The 19,585-nt window shown below is 60.5% G+C and carries 15 protein-coding genes; 3 read left to right on the top strand and 12 right to left on the bottom strand.

The features are described 5' to 3' along the window. Positions 1–105: 105 nt before the first annotated feature. Genes REH59_RS17625 through REH59_RS17610 form a run of 4 tightly spaced genes read right to left on the bottom strand, consistent with a single transcriptional unit; the run spans position 106 to position 4,688 of the window. Positions 106–1,794: an FAD-dependent oxidoreductase gene (locus tag REH59_RS17625; protein WP_014859229.1), complete on the bottom strand. Its 1,689-nt coding sequence runs from the start codon at positions 1,792–1,794 to the stop codon at positions 106–108. A gap of 41 nt (positions 1,795–1,835) precedes the next feature. After that, entirely contained in the window at positions 1,836–2,156 is a 321-nt protein-coding gene (locus REH59_RS17620; RefSeq protein WP_003250862.1) for an NIPSNAP family protein, read from the bottom strand. Beyond that, positions 2,141–3,874 (bottom strand): FAD-dependent oxidoreductase, encoded by a 1,734-nt coding sequence (locus REH59_RS17615; RefSeq protein WP_014859230.1) that lies wholly within the window; start codon positions 3,872–3,874, stop codon positions 2,141–2,143. Before REH59_RS17615 ends, REH59_RS17620 begins: the two co-directional genes overlap by 16 nt. A 4-nt stretch (positions 3,875–3,878) precedes the next feature. Further along, positions 3,879–4,688: a shikimate dehydrogenase family protein gene (locus REH59_RS17610; RefSeq protein WP_014859231.1), complete on the bottom strand. Its 810-nt coding sequence runs from the start codon at positions 4,686–4,688 to the stop codon at positions 3,879–3,881. A 156-nt stretch (positions 4,689–4,844) separates the two neighbouring features. Between REH59_RS17610 and REH59_RS17605 the strand changes: the two genes are divergently transcribed. After that, the gene (locus REH59_RS17605) at positions 4,845–5,615 is read left to right on the top strand and encodes an IclR family transcriptional regulator (protein ID WP_003250869.1); all 771 of its coding nucleotides are present in this window, start codon (positions 4,845–4,847) and stop codon (positions 5,613–5,615) included. A 151-nt stretch (positions 5,616–5,766) separates the two neighbouring features. Here the strand turns inward: REH59_RS17605 and REH59_RS17600 are convergent, their stop codons facing one another. The 7 genes from REH59_RS17600 to REH59_RS17570 all read right to left on the bottom strand — a co-directional run bounded on the left by REH59_RS17600 (position 5,767) and on the right by REH59_RS17570 (position 15,455). After that, the gene (locus tag REH59_RS17600; protein ID WP_003250871.1) at positions 5,767–6,024 is read right to left on the bottom strand and encodes a PAAR domain-containing protein; all 258 of its coding nucleotides are present in this window, start codon (positions 6,022–6,024) and stop codon (positions 5,767–5,769) included. Then, positions 6,021–6,911: a DUF6708 domain-containing protein gene (locus REH59_RS17595; protein WP_128573558.1), complete on the bottom strand. Its 891-nt coding sequence runs from the start codon at positions 6,909–6,911 to the stop codon at positions 6,021–6,023. The genes REH59_RS17600 and REH59_RS17595 overlap by 4 nt, the downstream gene beginning before the upstream one ends. A gap of 149 nt (positions 6,912–7,060) precedes the next feature. Beyond that, positions 7,061–7,957, bottom strand: coding sequence for a DUF6708 domain-containing protein (locus REH59_RS17590; RefSeq protein ID WP_320450335.1), 897 nt, complete (start codon positions 7,955–7,957; stop codon positions 7,061–7,063). Positions 7,958–7,961: 4 nt separating this feature from the next. Continuing rightward, on the bottom strand, positions 7,962–10,952 hold the full coding sequence (locus REH59_RS17585) for a T6SS effector BTH_I2691 family protein (protein WP_265536667.1): 2,991 nt from the start codon (positions 10,950–10,952) through the stop codon (positions 7,962–7,964). Continuing rightward, the gene (locus REH59_RS17580; RefSeq protein ID WP_121783658.1) at positions 10,949–11,845 is read right to left on the bottom strand and encodes a hypothetical protein; all 897 of its coding nucleotides are present in this window, start codon (positions 11,843–11,845) and stop codon (positions 10,949–10,951) included. The genes REH59_RS17585 and REH59_RS17580 overlap by 4 nt, the downstream gene beginning before the upstream one ends. A gap of 2 nt (positions 11,846–11,847) precedes the next feature. Then, on the bottom strand, positions 11,848–14,838 hold the full coding sequence (locus REH59_RS17575; RefSeq protein ID WP_265536666.1) for a T6SS effector BTH_I2691 family protein: 2,991 nt from the start codon (positions 14,836–14,838) through the stop codon (positions 11,848–11,850). Between the two features lie 332 nt (positions 14,839–15,170). After that, a complete protein-coding gene (locus REH59_RS17570) occupies positions 15,171–15,455 on the bottom strand; it encodes a hypothetical protein (protein ID WP_003247660.1) in 285 nt (94 codons plus the stop codon). Between the two features lie 164 nt (positions 15,456–15,619). On the opposite strand from REH59_RS17570, the gene REH59_RS17565 reads away from it, so the two are divergent. Beyond that, a complete protein-coding gene (locus REH59_RS17565) occupies positions 15,620–16,048 on the top strand; it encodes a DUF2231 domain-containing protein (RefSeq protein ID WP_003247665.1) in 429 nt (142 codons plus the stop codon). Continuing rightward, positions 16,045–17,337 carry a PQQ-dependent sugar dehydrogenase gene (locus REH59_RS17560; protein WP_267826867.1) on the top strand — a complete coding sequence of 431 codons (1,293 nt, stop codon included), beginning with the start codon at positions 16,045–16,047 and terminating at the stop codon, positions 17,335–17,337. The genes REH59_RS17565 and REH59_RS17560 overlap by 4 nt, the downstream gene beginning before the upstream one ends. Positions 17,338–17,421: 84 nt before the next feature. Here REH59_RS17560 and REH59_RS17555 read toward each other — a convergent pair whose 3' ends face one another. Continuing rightward, the gene (locus tag REH59_RS17555; RefSeq protein WP_014861625.1) at positions 17,422–19,554 is read right to left on the bottom strand and encodes a TonB-dependent receptor; all 2,133 of its coding nucleotides are present in this window, start codon (positions 19,552–19,554) and stop codon (positions 17,422–17,424) included. Positions 19,555–19,585: the final 31 nt, after the last annotated feature.

Below are 19,585 nucleotides of genomic sequence, written 5' to 3'. Positions count from 1 at the left end.
TTCGGTTATCGAACGGTTGCGTTGGCCTGCGGGCGCGGCAGGTATTCACGTCACTGAAGGGTAGAAGGCTTTGGCCCTGGTTGCCTGATGGGCGCAACACCGACATCAATGATGTGCACGGCCCCCGCTCAACGCTCTACCGGCCAGATACCCGAAGGTCATCCCAGGGCCAAGGGTAATGCCGCCGCTCGGGTAGTACCCACCCATCACGCTGTGCATGTCGTTACCCACTGCAAACAACCCGGGTATCGGCTGCCCTGCGTGGTCCAGTACGCGGGCTGAGGCGTCTGTGTCCAGGCCGGCGAAGGTGCCAAGGCTGCCTGGCAGCAGTTTCACCGCATGGAACGGCCCCTTCAGCAACGGCCGAAGCGACGGGTTAGGTGCCTGCTGCGGGTCGCCTTGGGCCCGGTTGTAGGCCGACGCGCCACGTAGAAAGGTAGGGTCTTCACCTTGTGCGGCATGATGGTTGAAGCCCTCCACCGTGCGCTGCAACTGCTCGGCGTCGATCCCGCAGCGCTGCGCCAGTTGCGCCAGGGTAGCGCCGCTGTGCAAATAGCCACTGCGCTGATAGAAGCGGGTAGGGAAGGGAAAGGGCTTGGCCCAACCGATGCCATAGCGCCGTTGCGCAGCATGGTCGCAGATCAGCCAGGCCTCCGGCTGCTCAGCCTGCGGCGTGGCGGCGAACAGCGCGTTCATGAAGTCGTGGTAGCAATCGGCTTCGTTGACGAAGCGCCGACCATCGCGGCGCACGGCGATGAAACCGGGCTTGGCACGGTCGATCAGGTGTGGGAAATGGCCGAAATGGCCATCGCGGCGCGGTACCTGCGATACCGGCGCCCAGGCGCCCCCGTGGGCGCCTGCCGCAGACACCCGCCCACCCGCCTGTTCGCCCAGGCGCAAACCATCACCGCTATTCTCCCTGGGCGCAGCGGAGTAATGCTGGTCACCGTCCGGCGCGTGCGGCATCAGCTGCGAGATACGCTGGCGATCATGTGGGAAGCCACCGCAGGCCAGCACCACACCACGCCGTGCGTAGATCGCTTGGCCATCGGCAAACAGCGCGCCGTTGACCCGTTCTTCGCACAACAACAGACGGCTGGCCGCTTTCTCGGTCAGCAATGTCACGCCACGATCAAGGGCGCTGCGCAGCAGGCGCGCCACCAGCGCGTTGCCATTGACCAGATGCAGGCCGCGACGGTGCAGCAGCAGGTCTCGGCCATGGCGCAACAGGCGCTTGCCAACATGCAGCGCTGCCTTCGGCGAGCGTGTGGCGTTGAAGAAGGCAGCCATGTCGGCACCTCCGGCAATGCCCATGCCGGCCAGGCTGACGATGTCCAGCGGTGGGCGTAACGTGTGCAGCCAAGGCCCTAGCCGTCGCCCGTCGTAAGGTAATGCACACAGCGAGCGACCACCGCGTGCACTGCCATCGCCTTCACGCATGTCGGGCATACGGCTGCCGCACTGGAACTGCACGGCAGTGTGTTGCTGGAAGAACGCCACCATTTCCGGACCATGGCGCAGGAAGGCGCGTTGACGCGGGTCCAGCTCGCGGGTGTGGGTTTGCGCACGCAAATAGCGCTCCGGGGCATCGTCGGCTTCGACGATGCCTTCGGCGATGGCCAGAGGGTTGCGCGGTATCCACAACCAGCCCCCCGACCAGGCACTGGTGCCGCCCAGCTGGCTGGCTTTTTCCGCGACGACCACTGTCAGGCCATGATGCGCGGCGGTTACGGCGGCAGCCAGGCCAGAGGCGCCGGAGCCGATGATGAGTACGTCACATTCAAGGGGGGGCATGGAAGGGGTCCGCTCGGCTGTTGGAAGAGGTGGCGTGTGGCTTACTGCAGCGGTGAGAAACCGGTCGGGCGCAGCAGCCGCGATTGCAGGCGCAGTACCGCGCCCAGCTCGCGGTTGCGTCGCGAGAATTCCGCCCAGCGTGAGTCTGCCGCCATGGCTGCGCGGCGCGCCATGCGGTCGTCGAGGCTGGCATAGCCCCAGATGTGCACCACTTGGTTGACGTCGCCGAACTCGCTGGTGAAAAAGCCCACCAGGTTGCCCAGGTGTTCGCTCTGCACCTCGAGTGCGTGGCTTTGGTACAGGGCCAGCCAGTCGGCCATTTTCAATGGGTCGAGGGTGTAGGTTCTCAGTTCGTAGTACATGCCGGGTTCTCCGTAGGGGTAGCCGGCGCCTGCAGGCGCGCGGTGATGTGGTTGGCAGCAAGCCAGCCGAAGGTGAGGGCAGGGCCCAGGGTGATGCCGGGGCCGGGGTAGGTGCCCTTCATCAGTGAGTTCATGTCGTTGCCGACCGCATACAGCCCGGGAATGGGCAAACCGCTGCGGTTCAGCACGTTGGCATCGGCGTTGGTCACCAGGCCACGGGCTGAACCGAGGTCGCCGGTGTGAATGCGGATGGCATAGAACGGCCCCTTGGTCAGGGGGGCCAAGCATGGGTTGGGCGTATGTTGCGGGTCGCCCATGTAGCGGTTGTAACTGTTGCCGCCTTTGCCAAATGCGCGGTCGATGCCATTGCCGGCATCGCTGTTGAACTGTGCAAGTGTTTGCGCAAACACCTGTGGATCGACACCGATGGCCAGGGCCAGTGCCTGCGATGTGGTGGCCCGATACAGGTAGCCTGCGTCGATCAACGCCTGGTTGTTGACGGGCTTGGGCCGCGCCAGGCCAAGCCCGTACCGGTTCATTGCTTCGGCATCGCAGACCAGCCAGCAGCTGGCAATGCCGTTGGCGAACATGGTGTGCACGAAGTGGTGGTAGGAGTCGGACTCGTTGACGAAGCGCCGCCCGGCTTGGTCTACCGCAATCACGCCGGGCTTGGCGCGGTCGGTGACCAGGTGCGGGAAGCGCTCACGTTCACCATCGGCATGACGCAGTTCGGAAACCGGTGCCCAGAAAAAGTTGGCCGCCAGGCTCTCGCCCTCGGCTGCTGCCACGGCCTGGGCAAGGCGCAGGGCGGCTCCGTCGTTGGCCGGTGGTGACATGGTCAGGTGCGGCGCCTTTTGAGCAGGGCGGTAGCCGGCGGCCATTGCGCCTGCTGCGAATCCGCCCATGGCGCACACCACGCCACCACGGGCCATTACCCGCTCACGGCGGCCCTCGCGCTGTACGACCACGCCCGTGATCACGCCGTGCTCGGCGATCAGCTCCACGGCTTCGCTGCGCAACCACAACTGCGTGCCGTGGGCGAAGGCGCTGGTGGCCAGGCGGGCGATCAATGCGTTGCCGGTGGTAAGCCGGGTGCCGCGTGGGTGCTGCAGGCGGTCGCGCGCGTAACGCGCCATCAGCTTCAGGCAATGCCACAGCGACTTGGGTGAGCGGCGAATGCTGAGGAAATGCTGGATATCCACCCGGTTGACCATCATGCCGCCGAACAGCAGCATGCCGGGCGGTGGCATCTGCAGGTCCTTGAAGCGTGTGCCCAGGTGCTTGCCGTCGTATTCGACCATTTCCAGCGCCCGGCCGAACTGAGTGGCGCCGGGTGCATCCGGGTAATAGTCGGGCGAGAGTGGGCGCAGGGCATAACGCAGTTCGGTGTTCTGCTCCAGCCAGCGCAGCGCTTGGTGGCCATGCTCGATGAAGGCATCGCCCAAGGCGGGATCGTAGCCGTCGCCGATGACCTGCTTGAGGTAGGTGCGCATTGCCTCGGGGGAGTCCTTGGCGCCGGCGTCACGGGCTTGGTCGGTGCCGTACAGCCACACCGCGCCGCCAGAAATCGCCGAGGTGCCGCCAAAGCGTTCGGCCTTTTCCACCACCAGCACCTTCAGCCCACGGCGGGCCGCGGTGGCGGCAGCGGCAAAACCACCGGCACCGCTGCCAAGCACAATCAGGTCGAAGCTGTTGTGTGTGTGCTCCAGAGTCGTCATGGCTTCAGATCTCCAACGGTGTGACGCCCATGAAGGCGCCAAGGTGGCCCAGTTGGGCGAAGGCCATTTCCGGGCCAGTCTGGATCCTGCAACCTACTTGCCGCGCGCGGTTCAGCAGCGGGGTAATCTCGGGTGAGGTGACCACGTCGGCGACCAGGGTGTCTGGCTGCAGGGTAGCCAGCAGGGCGGCGGACAGCGGCAGCTCTGCGCGGGTGCCCATGCCGACTGGGGACGCGTTGGCCACCAGGTCGAAGTCTTCCAGCCCATTGAACTGTGTGCTGACCGTGAGCCCGGGGAAGCCGTTGCCGAGCAGTTCGCATACAGCATCCATGCGTGCGGTGCTGGGGTCGCTGAGGGTAATGCTGGCGATCCCTGCCTCAGCCAGTGCATAGGCAATGGCACTGCCAACACCGCCGCAACCGATCACCAGTGCCCGTTTGCCCGCCGGCTCGAAGCCATGCTTGTGCGCAGCGCCGAGGAAGCCGGCGCCGTCCACGTTGTCGCCCAGCAGGCGTCCGTCGCGCTCGCGACGTATCACATTGACCGAACCCAGGGCAGCTGCGCGCTCGCTCAGGCCGTCCACGCGGTTGGCCAGCGCCTGCTTGTAAGGCACGGTGACCACGCAACCGCGCAGGTTCTGCCAGCCACGCAGGGTATCCGCAAAGCTGTCCAGCGCCGCCTCGTGCAGGTCGAAGGGCAGCATGGCGAGGTTGCAGTTGTTGTGGTTGAACCAGGTGTTGAAGTTTTCCGGAGACTTCACCTGGGCGATGGGCGAACCGACGATGGCGACCAGTTCAGTGGAACCTCGAATCATGCTGACCTCCTTATTGGCGTTGTTATGGAGGCAAGGGTGAGGCAGAGGGACGCGTGCAACAATGCGTCAAGCGGCCACTTAATGCGATAATCGCAGTCATGATCCGGTTATCGCAGTAATCGGCTGTTTTTGTTCCTCTGGTAGCGAGTCGAATGCATGAACACACCCGCCATCCATCCCCGTGACTTGATCGCGGGCTTGCAGAAAGGCCTGGCGCTGATGCAACTGTTCAGCGCCGAGCAGCCGCGCCTGAGTGTGCCGCAGGCGGCCAGGTTATCTGGCCTTACGCCCAGTGCGGTGCGGCGGTTTCTGCTGACCTTGGTGCACGAGGGCTTTGCCGAAACTGACAGCCGGGAGTACTGGCTGACCCCCAAGGCCTTGCGCATCGGCCAGGCCTATGTGGACTCGGCGCAACTGCCGCGCATGCTGCGGCCGATTGTTGAACAGGTGGCGCGGCAGACCCAGGAGCACGTATCGGTGGGTACCCGCGATGGCGATGAGATCATCCATCTGGTGCGTAGCCGGTATAGCCATGTGGCGTCTTTGTCGATCAGGCCGGGCTCGCGGGTACCCATGTATTGCACGGCCGGCGGGCGGGTCTGGCTGGCCTGGCTGGATGAGGGGGAGCGGGACGAATACTTTGCCCGTCAGCCGCTGCGGGCGTTGACGCCTTACACACTGACAGACCGGGCGCAGCTGGACGCTGAGCTGTTGCGCGTGAAGGGGCAGGGGTTCTGTATCGTTGATCAGGAATATGAAATCGGCATGCGGGTGCTGGGGGTGCCATTGCTGGGACGGGCCGGTCAGTTGAAAGCGACGCTGACCATCACGACTCATGCTTCGCGGTTGAGTATTGATGAGATACGGTTGCGGTATTTACCGACCCTGTATGAGGCACAGGCGTTGCTTCGGCCAGTGCTGGATTGACGCAGACATGGCGCAGTCTGCGGGCATGGCGCCATGCGTGTGAGAACGGGTCACCCAGAAAGGTGGCTTTGCTCGCCATTTGGGCCGCTGGACGGCCCAAACCTGTTGACTGGCAGGCTTCAGCATCCGGCTCGGTGGCCGGTAGTGGCTTTCAATCAATGAGCCAACCCTGGTCCCCCTCGATCAACGTCCCTCCATGACTGGTAGTGTCACCCTCCCTTGCTGCGGGGTGGCCCTCGATGATTGTGCAGGCAGCGCCGGTTTCGATAACGGCGCCACAACTGATGCGATCGCCCACACGAGCGACGGCCTTGCCATCCACGAATGTTGCATTTGCGCCGGTTTCCACAGTGCCTTCGCCATGGAGCGGGCAGCTATGACGATGGCCTACCAGTACGATGGGTTTCATTTGCGCTTCCTTTTGCCGGGTTGAACGGGGGCTTCTTCGAAGGCTGCTGGTGGCGGTGGCGCTGCTCGGACGTTGAACAGGCGGCAGATGCCATACCAGCAGAGGGCGACGGAGAGGTTGTAGGGAAACAGCACGGCCCAGAACGGCAATTGCCAGTTCTTTTTGCCCTGCATTTCACCGGGCTCGCCGGTTCGCCAAGGGGCATAGTGGCGCCAGGCTTCTGCCGGGGTCAGGCAGATGGCGTGAAGTGGCTTGTGCCACCAGTTGGGTTCACCGGGCGGGGGGAGTTTGTCTGGGCCGTGGTTCATGAAGTGGCGCAGGTATTCCCACACTTCGGCCACATGCTTGACGCCGGGCTCGGTGGGTTCGTTGCTGTCGACCCAGAGACAGTCTTTTTGATGCAGGCTGCCGTCTTCCCGGCGGGGGGCGAAGGCGAGGGCATAGCTGGTGCTGAATGATGAGCCGCCGTATTCGGTGCGTTTGAAGATGCCACCTCCGGTGTTAGCCCATTCAAACACAAATACCTTGCTCAAACGTTGGTAGTAGATTTTTTGGGTTGATCGGTTGAGGCAGATGGTTGATAAGCCCTTTATAAAGAAAATTCGATAAGCTAGGAAAGGAGTGAAAACGAAGGGGGTTATTAATAATAAAAGCATCAATAAAATGTCTTCGTTGTAAAGTTTCGAGATGTTAGGGGGTAGATAAGGGTAAGTGCCTATCAGCAGTGTGATCGTCATTGCGCAGTATAGTTTCCCCATAAACACGGAATCTGTTATCCATGGGTTTCTCAGGCACAAGGTATTCTTGGATACGTTTGCCAACTGCCCTCCAATTGCAGGGGCGTGTCCGGAGTATGACGTTGAATTGAATATCCAGATGGTTGCCATGATCAGTGCTCCAGACGAAAAAATGACAGGGTCTCAGCCATGGCCGGGAAGTCGCGGGTGCCTGGCACGTTGGTGTAGTGCACCGTCAGGATGGGGACGCGTGAACTGCAGACAGGGCCTGGAGGTAGCGCTGCTGACGGAGGTGTCGCTCATGTACGCTTCCCTTTTTTGGTTGAATGCGCTGGGGCCTCCTCAAATGCTTCGGGAGGCGGTGGCGCTGCTCGGACGTTGAACAGGCGGCAGATGCCATACCAGCAGAGGGCGACGGAGAGGTTGTAGGGAAACAGCACGGCCCAGAACGGCAATTGCCAGTTCTTTTTGCCCTGCATTTCACCGGGCTCGCCGGTTCGCCAAGGGGCATAGTGGCGCCAGGCTTCTGCCGGGGTCAGGCAGATGGCGTGAAGTGGCTTGTGCCACCAGTTGGGTTCACCGGGCGGGGGGAGTTTGTCTGGGCCGTGGTTCATGAAGTGGCGAAGGTATTCCCACACTTCGGCGACATGTTTGACGCCGGATTCGGTGGGTTCGTTGCTGTCGATCCAGAGGCAGTCTTTTTGATGCAGGCTGCCGTCTTCGCGGCGGGGGGCGAAGGCGAGGGCATAGCTGGTGGTGAAGGAGGAGCCGCCGAATTCTGTGCGTTTGAAAATACCGCCTCTTGTGTTATTCCAATCAATAACCATGAGTGTGTTTATGCGTTTGTAATAGATTTTTTTGGTGGCTCTATTGAGGTATATTTCAGAAAGTTTTTTTATTAAGAAAACACGGTAAGCTAAGAATGGAGTAAAAATAAATGGTCCGAGGAGCTGTATTGCAATAAATACATATGCCCCTTCCTGTTGGTAATTGATTGAGTGGGTGAAAAATCCTGTGTAGGATACAATCGCGATGGCTAAAATCGTGGCGGTATACATCTTGGCCATGAAGACTGAGTCGGAAACCCATGGGTTTCTGAGCTGCGCTAATGTATTGGTTATTTTGCTGATCTGTCCGTGGATTTTTGGTTGGATATAAGTGTTTTGGTGTGGACTAAATAACCATGTTGTGGCCACAGTGCTACCTCTCGACATGAAGGGTTGAGGTTGAATGAGTATTGGCGAATAAGCCTTGGTTTGGTAGAAAATTTATTAATAGAGTGCCGCTTTTTGCTCTGGCTCTATCGATTCTGTAATGTAAAACAAGGCCTGCGCAAGTTAAGTGGCAGGTCGGCTCAGTCTTTGAGGGGGTTGCCTTGCTGTCGAAGTCCAAGGTGCTTAAGGTGCCATGCCATAAGCTCTGCCCTATAATGAAGTCTTTTAGGAGTACGGTTAGTTCAATGGTGGCCATGCCCTCGTCTACATGGCTATGGATGATTGTTGCCCAATCTGGTTTTGGCCACTGATTGTTGATAATCAATCGTGTAGTAAGCCCTTCAAGATTTAGTCGTGCTGTTTGTTCAGCAGTCAGAGCAATGGGAGCGTAGATCTGAGTATGCCAGGCTTCAAGCTCTTCGTTGATATTGGTGAAGCTGGGGAGAAGTTTCTGGTGGTCTAACTTAATCCCAGAACGGATTTCGCCATCGTTCTCTCTTGTGCCAAAAATACTTCTGCTTGCCCAAAGCTCTATCGGAGTATGGAGGCGCTCATGTGCTTTAGCGTGTAGGTAAAGCCCACCGACAAGCACGATAGCACCGACAAGCACGAGACCCGCAGCAGCCCAGCCTGCGAAGGGGATTAAAGATGTTGGGCCAGAAATCGCGAGGCTAGCTTCCAGTATAAGAGCGGATCCAGCGGCAGATGTGAATCCACCAGCAGCAGTATACGCACCTGATAGAGCCCCCCCATTTCGGGACTGTCGATACCCTTTTAATATGTCTGAGGTTAGTCCAAGGATAATCGCCGGGTAGCCAGAGGCGCGGGCGAATAAATTGCTACTTAAGTGCTTTACTATGCCATTTCCAAACGCCATTCCTGGCGCCGTAGAACTGAACTTGATGACTACGGCTTTATGCGTGGCCCGCACGCTAACCAGCGTCACTACCGCCGCGCCGATCACCCCGAAGACTGATGAAGCAAACCCCATCGTGTATTCCGGTGCATCACTCTGCTGCAGGTTGCTGTACGCCGTCTTCAGCGAGATCACGTTGAACCACAGCATCCCCGCGTTTAAACCACCCCCACCGCCGGAAGTGAGCAACCCAAGGAAGTTGGGTTTCACGCGCGCAGTGGTGGTCAGCTCGATGGACACCGTGCGGCTTCCTGATATGCGCAACGCTTTCATCTCTTCAACCTGCGCCATGCCGCTCTTCAAATACCGCTGCACCTCCTGGCTAAAGGGATTTTCCGTAATGGCCTGTTCGGTGATTCGATAGCGCGCCGCCAACAACCCCAGCGCTTTCTCGGCATTGGCCTCGCGCGCTGCCAGCAACACTTGCTGGCGCAGGCCATGGCTGGCATCCCAACGGGTCTGGCCACGCAGGCGCTTGAGCACCACGGCATTGACCGACTGGGCGGTGAGGTCGGTGATGTCCGCCATGGCCGGGAAGCGACCGGCCAGTCCTTCGATCACGTTGTCGCTGGCGCCGAACATGGAGCCGATCGAATCGGCTTTGTCCTTGAACGGGTTGAACGGCGCCAAGGCGGTGTAAAGCGGGCTGTCGTGCTGGTCCAGCCATTGCTCCAGGCGTTTGAAGCGTCGGTCATGATCTTCGGTGCCGGGTGTCGGCTGGCCCATCGGGTGAATCAGCAAGGCCAGTGAGATTTCCAGACCGCGGGCGGAGGTGCGTTCGTCGCGGTCATAACAGGCCAGTGCCGCAGCCAGGCTGTAGGGGTTATCGATGTGTTGGGATTCGGCCGTCGCCAGCCAGGTGTCATGATCGTTGCTGGCGTGCAAGGCCAGCTTGCGCAGGGCGGCAATCCGTCGTTCCAGCGCGTCGCGTTCGGCGAGGAAGCGCCGGTATTTGTCGACATCGAGGCGCTGTGCCAGGCGCGCGCCATTGGGGGAGTAATCTTCATGGGTGAGGGCCTGGAAATGGGACTCGGCCGGCGACAGGGCAGGCCCCCGGCGTGACGTGCCCAGCCTGAACGCGGCCAGTTCCGGTGAAGGTGCATCCGCCGGGTACAGGCTTTCCAGCGTCTTGTTCAGCAGCATGGCGACCAGGTTGCGATGGTGAAAGTCCCGGCTCTGCGGGCTGAGCTGTTCGGCATCCAGCCGGTAGCATGCCGGCACGCGCTCCTGCTCGGGAGGTTGGGCGGGTTTTGTGTGCTCCAGTTGCTCGGCCGGCATCAGGTCACGCAGTTGATGCTGGTAGGCCGAGACCGACAGGCTCAGGTCCAGGGCCATGCCTTCGGCGTCGGCGAGCGCCACCACCACTGGCACTTTCGGCTGGGTCCAGGGGTAGTGGCGGGCGATGGCATTGAGGTTGCCGATGGGCAAGGTTTCGGTGACCGGGTCGCTGCTCCAGGTCAGCGGCATGCGCCGCTCGGTTGGCTTGAAGTCTTCGACCCAGGTTTGCAGGGCACTGACCGGCAACACATGGGGCTGGGTGGACGGCGCCTGGTTGCCGCTCACCAGCTCGGCCATGTCCAGCTGGCGCATGTGCCGTTTGCGCAGGGCTGCCGAACCGGTGATACGGGCGGTGATGGCGTTGGTCCACAGGTGCGGGCTGTAGCCGATCCACACTTCCTTGGCCGTGTCCTGGCAGGTGTCGGCCCATACCCAGCCCATGCTCTGGCCAGACAGGTAGCGCTCACGGCGGTGGTAGTCCTCCAGCCCTTGGTAGCGCAGCTCCTTGTAGAGGCCCGCGCCGACGTGCTCGTGAATGACCAGCTTTTCGCCCAGAGGGCCTTTCATGAACACGTAGACATAGCCCGGGCGCAAAGCGCGGAGGGTGTAGGCCGAGTGCTGCAGCGTGGGGAAGCCTTGTTCCAGGTTGAAGCCTGCATCGGCATAGCGGCAGGCGGGGGCGTCGCCGGTGCGGGGCACGATGGCGTAGCGCACCGGCAGGATGGGCACGCGTGCGCTGCAGGCAGGGCCAGAGGTGGCGCTACTGACGGAGGCGTCGCTCATGTACGCTTCCTTTTTTGGGTTGAATGCGCTGGTGCCTCCTCAAATGCTTCGGGAGGCGGTGGCGCTGCTCGGACGTTGAACAGGCGGCAGATGCCATACCAGCAGAGGGCGACGGAGAGGTTGTAGGGGAACAGCACGGCCCAGAACGGCAATTGCCAGTTCTTTTTACCCTGCATTTCACCGGGCTCGCCGGTTCGCCAGGGGGCATAGTGGCGCCAGGCTTCTGCCGGGGTCAGGCAGATGGCGTGCAATGGCTTGTGCCACCAGTTGGGCTCACCGGGCGGGGGGAGTTTGTTCGGGCCGTGATCCATGAAGTGGCGGAGGTATTCCCATACCTCGGCGACATGCTTGACGCCGGGTTCGGTGGGTTCGTTGCTGTCGACCCAGAGGCAGTCTTTTTGGTGCAGGCTGCCGTCTTCCCGGCGGGGGGCGAAGGCGAGGGCATAGCTGGTGCTGAACGATGAGCCGCCGTATTCGGTGCGTTTAAAAATACCACCGCCGGTATTGCTCCACTCAATGACCAGTAACTTGCTTAAACGTTGATAGTAGATTTTTTGGGTCGCCCGATTGAAGCAGAAGCTTGATAAACGTTTTATGAAATATATTCGATAAATGAGGAAAGGTAGGAAAGTGAAAGGCATAAGCAAGAATCCCGTCGCTAATAAAGGAGCGGATTCGTACATGCGCCATATATCTCTAGAGAGTAAGTGTGGGTAAAAGCCGGCAATTGACAAAATAATTATCGCGCAATACAGCTTTCCCATGAAGACAGAGTCTGTGACCCATGGATTCCTTAAGCATAAAATGGTGTCAGATAAGCTTAATAGTTGCCCTGTGATAGAGGGCTTGTGTCCAGAGTCTGACATTGAGTTGAATATCCAGATGGTTGCCATGATCAGCGCTCCAGACGAAAAATTGACAGGGTCTCATTGTCTTCGTCCAGGCCTTGATTGGCGTTGTAGGTTAGATGAAGTGAGACATGATTTTGGTTGGCGAGTGTGTTTTCGAAATGTAGAACTAAGCCAGCATCTACGAGGTGGCCGGTCGGGCTGATTGGAAAAACGTCAATTCCGTGGTTGTCACGGACGGAGCTCAAACTTCCTGACCATTCACTTACGCCTAGCCTGAATGCAGGCAGCAGCACTGTGAACTCTACGGTTGGTTGGGGGGTGGCTACTTCGTTATGTGTGATAGCTGTCCAATTTGGCGGCGACCAGTGGTTATTCTGATGCCATCGGGTGTCGGCTTTAGTTATGCCGAGGGATAGGGCCTGCTCGGCGGATAGTAGCTTGGGCCCGTAATGTTCATTGTGCCAAGCCTTAATTTCCGTTTGCAGTGAGGTGAAAGCAGGAAGTTTCTTGTCAAAGTCCAAGTTGATGTCGGCGTGCGCCTCTCCATCATTGATGCGATTGCCGAATATGCTACGTGCTGCCCACAGTTCTATTGGGCTGTGAAGGCGTTCATGTGCCTTGGCGTGTAGGTAGAGGCCTCCTGCGATGATGGCTACACCTACGAGGACAAGGGCAGCGGCGGCCCATCCGGCAAAGGGCACAACCGATGTCACGCCTGCAATTGCAAGTCCTGCTTCAAGGACGACAGCGGAACCAATAGCCATGGTGAACCCACCCGCCACAGTGTAACCGGCTGCAGTTAGATCACCATTTTCGTACTGTCGTAGCGCCTTAGTACCGTCCGCGAAAAAACCCAGCGCAATCGCCGGGTATCCGGCTAAACGCGCAAACAGATTGCTACTCAAAAACTTGATAACCCCATTGCCAAAGGCCATGCCCGGCGCTGTGGCACTTAATCTCAGCATGACGGCCTTTTGCGTTGCCCGTACGCTGACCAACGTTGCCGCCGCTGCACCAATCACCCCGAAAACAGATGAAGCGAACCCCAGGGTGTATTCCGGTGCGTCGCTCTTTTGCAGGCTGTTGTAAGCCGTCTTGAGCGATAAGATGTTGAACCACAGCATCCCCGCGTTTAAACCACCACCACCGCCGGAGGTGAGCAGCCCGAGAAAGTTAGGTTTCACCCGTGCAGTGGTGGTCAGCTCGATAGACACCGTGCGGCTACCCGAGATGCGCAACGCTTTCATCTCTTCAACCTGCGCCATGCCGCTCTTCAAATACCGCTGCACCTCTTGGCTAAATGGATTTTCCTTTATGGCCTGTTCGGTGATTCGATAGCGCGCCGCCAGCAACCCCAGTGCTTTCTCGGCATTGGCCTCACGCGCTGCCAGCAACACTTGCTGGCGCAGGCCATGGCTGGCATCCCAACGGGTTTGGCCACGCAAGCGCTTGAGCACCACGGCATTGACCGACTGGGCGGTGAGGTCGGTGATGTCCGCCATGGCCGGGAAGCGACCGGCCAGCCCTTCGATCACGTTGTCGCTGGCGCCGAACATGGCGCCGATCGAATCGGCTTTATCCTTGAACGGGTTGAACGGCGCCAAGGCGGTGTAAAGCGGGCTGTCGTGCTGGTCCAGCCATTGCTCCAGGCGTTTGAAGCGTCGGTCATGATCTTCGGTGCCAGGTGTCGGCTGGCCCATCGGGTGGATCAGCAACGCCAGTGAGATTTCCAGACCGCGGGCGGAGGTGCGTTCGTCGCGGTCGTAACAGGCCAGTGCCGCAGCCAGGCTGTAGGGATTATCAATGTGTTGGGATTCGGCCGTCGCCAGCCAGGCGTCATGATCGTTGCTGGCTTGCAAGGCCAGGTTGCGCAGGGCGGCAATCCGTCGTTCCAGCGCGTCGCGTTCGGCGAGGAAGCGCCGGTATTTGTCGACATCGAGGCGCTGTGCCAGGCGCGCGCCATTGGGGGAGTAATCTTCATGGGTGAGGGCCTGGAAATGGGACTCGGCCGGCGACAGGGCAGGCCCCCGGCGTGACGTGCCCAGCCTGAACGCGGCCAGTTCCGGTGAAGGTGCATCCGCCGGGTACAGGCTTTCCAGCGTCTTGTTCAGCAGCATGGCGACCAGGTTGCGATGGTGAAAGTCCCGGCTCTGCGGGCTGAGCTGTTCGGCATCCAGCCGGTAGCATGCCGGCACGCGCTCCTGCTCGGGAGGTTGGGCGGGTTTTGTGTGCTCCAGTTGCTCGGCCGGCATCAGGTCACGCAGTTGATGCTGGTAGGCCGAGACCGACAGGCTCAGGTCCAGGGCCATGCCTTCGGCGTCGGCGAGCGCCACCACCACTGGCACTTTCGGCTGGGTCCAGGGGTAGTGGCGGGCGATGGCATTGAGGTTGCCGATGGGCAAGGTTTCGGTGACCGGGTCGCTGCTCCAGGTCAGCGGCATGCGCCGCTCGGTTGGCTTGAAGTCTTCGACCCAGGTTTGCAGGGCACTCACTGGCAACACATGGGGCTGGGTGGACGGCGCCGGGTTGCCGCTCACCAGCTCGGCCATGTCCAGCTGGCGCATGTGCCGTTTGCGCAGGGCTGCCGAACCGGTGATACGGGCGGTGATGGCGTTGGTCCACAGGTGCGGGCTGTAGCCGATCCACACTTCCTTGGCGGTGTCCTGGCAGGTGTCGGCCCACACCCAGCCGGTGCTCTGGCCGGACAGGTAGCGCTCATGGCGGTGGTAGTCCTCCAGCCCTTGGTAGCGCAGCTCCTTGTAGAGGCCCGCGCCGACGTGCTCATGAATGACCAGCTTTTCGCCCAGAGGGCCTTTCATGAACACGTAGACATAGCCTGGGCGCACAGCGCGGAGGGTGTAGGCCGAGTGCTGCAGCGGGGCGAAGCCTTGTTCCAGGTTGAAGCCTGCATCGGCATAGCGGCAGGCGGGGGCGTCGCCGGTGCGGGGTACGATGGCGTAGCGCACCGGTAGGATGGGCACGCGTGCGCTGCAGGCAGGGCCGGAGGTGGCGCTGCTGACGGAGGCATTGGTCATGCGAGCTCCTTGCTCAGAGAGACAGTCTTTTCGAACCAGAGACGCACTGCGGCAACTTTCAGTACTGACAAGACTGAAATGCCGTTATTCATACTGTGCTGGATTTCAGGCCCGACTCTATGCTGTAAGAAGTTTCCTACTTACTTGCTAAGATGCGCGGGCGATCAAGTATCTGGAATTCAAGTGAAAGACAATGCCTCGATCGCTGCTTTTGGGTCGAGGCTGAAAGTGTAAGATTTTATTTGAATGTATATGTATTGTGTTTGCGCAATATCGTGTGAAAAGTTGCAGTGTTTTTGTAGGAAGTTTCGTACTTTGAGATTGTTATATGTTCAGTTTTTGCACTTGGCCATCACTACCTGGCAAGTCCTGGGCGTGCCTCCCGAGCGGCTGGCATAACGCACGCAGTTATTCAGGGATTTCTGTCGCGCAATGCTCAATGTATTGCCCCAGGCCAGGCCGCCTTCCCCGGTAGTGGGGACGGCCTTGGCAAAGCAGTTGGAGCCCACTGCAGGCGTGGCGTAGCGTGCCTTGCTGGCGTTGCTGGAGCAGCCGGCGAGAGCCAGGCTGAGGCCGAGCAGGGTGGCCAGGGCCCAGTACGCGTTTGGTCTGCTCATGTATTCCCCTTCTGCGCTTGGCAGCAAATGCCTTGCAGGATATTTCATTACAGCGAAGCGGTGAACTATCGGGGCGTCAAGGGGCTCCTTTGCTAAGCGCACCCCGCGCTTACCTGATGGCGCAAGACCATCAGCCCTGGGTCACTGAATGAAAAGGAGGCACCGTGACCGCACCTGATCAAACCCTTTACCGCTGTACGCCCAGCCCGCTGCATGCCCTGCTGCTGGCGGGCAGCGTACCGTTGTTCCTTGGTGCGCTGCTGAGCGATATCGCCTACTACAACAGCTACCAGATTCAGTGGAGCAACTTCGCCGCCTGGCTGATCGCCGGTGCCCTGGTGTTCTGTGGGCTGGCTCTGTTGTTCGCGCTGGCCAACCTGATCCGCGCCGAGCGCAAGGGCGGGCGCGCTACGCTGTACTTCGTGCTGCTGCTGGTGACTTGGGGGCTTGGGCTGATCAATGCCTTTGAGCATGCCAAGGACGCCTGGGCGGTGATGCCTTCTGGGTTGGTGTTGTCGGTCATCGTGACAGTGCTCGCGGTGGTGGCCGCCTGGACCGGTTTGAGCAACCTGCGTTCAGGAGGTGTGGCATGAAGCCTTTGCATGCATTTAGCCTGTTGGGCGTGGCGCTATTGCTGAGTGCCTGTGGTGGCGACGGCGAGCCGACCCAGGCCCATGGCCCGGACCCGAAGCTGCCGGAGCCTCAGCGCGGCTTGCTGCCGAGCATGAAGATTGCGCAACCGGCTGCCTGGGGCGAACTGAAACCGACCGTGCCGGAGGGCTTCAGTGTCACCGCCATTGCCACCGGCCTGAAAATCCCGCGCCAGAGCCTGGTGCTGCCCAATGGCGACATTCTGGTGGCTGAGGGCCGGGGAGGCAGCGCGGCCAAGCTCAAGCCCAAGGATGTGATCGCCAGCCAGATCAAGGCCAAGGGCAATACCCAGGTCAAGGGTGGCAACCGCCTGACCTTGCTGCGCGATGCTGATGGCGATGGCAACTACGAGGTACAGGCCGTGTTTGCGGATAACCTCAACGCACCGTACGGCCTGGCCTATGCCAACGGCAAGCTGTATGTAGCCAACCAGGATGCGCTGGTATGCTTTGACTACAAGGAAGGCCAGACCCAAGCCGACGGCCCGCCAACCAAGGTCACCGACCTGCCGGCCGAAATCAACCACCATTGGACCAAGGCGCTGACCATCAGCCCGGATGGCCGCTTCTTGTATGTGGGTATCGGCTCGAACAGCAATATCACCGAGCGCGGCCTGGAGGTGGAGATCGATCGGGCCATGGTCTGGCAGGTCGATGCCGAGACCGGCGCACACCGGCCCTATGCCACCGGCTTGCGTAACCCGACGGCATTGACCATCCAGCCGCAGACCGGGCAGTTGTGGACGGTGGTCAACGAGCGGGATGAGCTGGGCCCCGACCTGGTGCCGGACTACCTCACTTCGGTACGTGAAGGGGGCTTCTATGGTTGGCCTTACAGCTACTGGGGGCAGCATGTGGATGAGCGGGTGCGGCCACAGAACCCGGACAAGGTGGCGGCGGCGATCAAGCCGGACTACAGCCTGGGTTCGCATGTGGCTGCACTGGGTGTGGACTTCTCGACCCCGGCAATGGGCGAGCGCTTTGCCGACGGTGTATTCGTGGGCGAGCACGGCAGCTGGAACCGGCCCAACCCGGTGGGGTACAAGGTGATTTTCGTGCCGTTCAGCAATGGCAAGCCTGCTGGGGAGCCGATCGACTTCGCCACGGGCTTTCGCGGTGAGGATGGCAAGACCCGTGGGCGACCGGTTGGGGTGACGGTGGACCCGCGTGGGGCGTTGATCATTGCCGATGACCTGGCGAATACGGTGTGGCGGGTGACGCGTAATCGCTGAATGCTATCTGAACACATCGTCAAAGCTTGCTGGCGATGGGCCGCAGAGCGGCCCAATTGCTGACTGACAGGCATTGCGCGTGGGTCAGAAGCGGTAGTTGAAGCTGGCTTCCAGTGTGCGCGGTGCCCCTGGGGTGATCAGGTCGACCGAGCCATGTGCCGAGGCATAGTAGTCACGGTCGAACACGTTCTTCAGGCGCAGCGCGGCATCCCACTGCGGCACGCTGTACAGCAGCGCGGCGTCGAAGGTGGTATAGCCTGGCATCACCACCACATTGTCGAGCGCTGTGTAGCGTTCGTCGACGTAGTTGGCTCCGGCGGCCACACGCCACTCTGGTGTCAGGGTACGTACCAGCCAGACGTTGGCGCTGTTGCGCGGCGTCAGGGTAGGGGTCTGGCCTTCGTTCGCCACGCCATTGGTCTTGCTGTTGGACTTGGTGATTTCGGCGTCCAGGTAAGCGTAACCGGCATAGATCTGCCACTTGTCGGTGAGATGCCCGCTGACGGTGGCTTCAAAGCCATCGGTACGCTGTTCGCCAGCCAATACGGTCAGGTTGGGGTTGGCCGGGTCGGCAGTCTTCATGTTGGTGCGCTCAAGGCGGAACACTGCGGCGGTCAGTGACAGGCGGCTGTCGAGCAGGTCCCATTTGGCGCCGATTTCATAGTTGGTGGTTTCTTCCGGCTCCAGGTGCTGGTTGCTCGGGCTCACCGCGAACACTTCGCCCGAAGGCTGATAGCTGCGGCTGACCGACACGTAGTAGGACTGGATGGCGTCTGGCTGGTAGACCAGACCCGCACGCGGGCTCCAGGTCTTGTCGGTACGATCCAGGTCGATGTTTTGCACGCGGTCGTCGTCGTACTCCTGGCCAAAGATGTCATAACGCACACCGACCAATGCCTTCCAGTGCGCGTTCAGCTCGATCATGTCCTGCACGTACAGACCGGTGGTCTGCTGGAAGTTGGTGCCCTTGGACGACAGGTTGGCGGCATGTTCCGGTACCGGCACCAAGGCATCACGGTACACCGGTACCTGGGCCACGTTGGTCTGGCTCAGCACGCGCTGGTACTTGTCCTGAAAGCCTGCTTCCACGCCGTACAACAGGTTGTGCTGCATGCCGGCCAGTTGCGCTTGTTGCTTGAGCTCCGTCTGGTTGAACACACCGTACTCATCGCGGGCGACGTTGCCGCGGTTGAGCTTGATCAGCAGTTCACCGTCGGGCGCGGTGACGAAGCGCGTCGGGCTGCTGTCGGCCAAGGTGTTGTTGCGGTCCAGGTCGTAGCGGTAGTAACGGCTGGTGTTGGTCAGGGTGAAGTTGTCGTTGATGCGGTAGTCCAGGCTGGCTGTAAGCGAGAACACCTCGCTGCGGGCGTAATCCTGGTCCGCATCGCCAGAGCCAAAGCGCTTGTCGCGGTCCACGTCCACCGGGCGGTTGCCCAGGGCCGGGATGCCGAAGTCGATCAGGCGCTTGTCGTACAGGTAGGTGGCGCCCAGGTTCAGTTCCAGGTCGTCCGAGAGACGGAAGTAGGCCGACGGTGCGATGGCCTTGCGGTCGATGTAGCCATCATCGCGGAAGGTGTCGCTGTCTTCGAAGGCACCGGTCACGCGGTAGGCCTGGTTGCTTTGCGGGTCGGCCCAGCCGGTGTCGAACTGGGTTCGGCGTTTGCCTTCGCTGTCGACGTTCATGCCGACTTCGCGCTTGGGCGTGAAGCTTGGTTTTTTGCTGATGCTGTTGATCAGCCCGCCCGAGGAGCCACGGCCATACAGCACCGCGGCCGGGCCCTTGATCACCTCGACACGCTCGATGTTGGACAGGTCGCGAAAGTACAGGGCGTCGTCACGCACGCCGTCTATGTACATGTCGCCAATGGCGCTGAAGCCACGGATGGTCACCTGATCGCGTTGGCCGTCGCCGTTGGACAGGCCGATGCCGGGCACGTTCTTCAGCACGTCTTCCATGGACTGTGCGCCTTGGTCCTTGATCACGCTTTCGGGAACGACGTTGACGGTTTGCGGGATATCGCGCAGCGGCGCGTCGATCTTCATGGCGCTGCGGCTTTCACTGGCCTTGTAGCTTTGCTGCTCATAGACGCTGGTGACGGCGGTGGCGGGCAGGGCGAGGCTACTTTGCGTATCGGTTTGGGCGGCAGCGTGGACAGCAGGCACAACGAGCAGGCCCAGCATGGAAATGGATGCTGGGGCAACAGACCTTTTTGCCATTACAGGCGACTCTTTGTTGTTATCGGGGTCA

It is taken from the genome of Pseudomonas sp. BO3-4 (assembly GCF_034044115.1).
In the GTDB taxonomy this organism is placed as follows: domain Bacteria; phylum Pseudomonadota; class Gammaproteobacteria; order Pseudomonadales; family Pseudomonadaceae; genus Aquipseudomonas; species Aquipseudomonas alloputida.
Note: the sequence above shows the minus strand (reverse complement) of the source record. Positions and strands in the feature narration are given on the sequence as shown.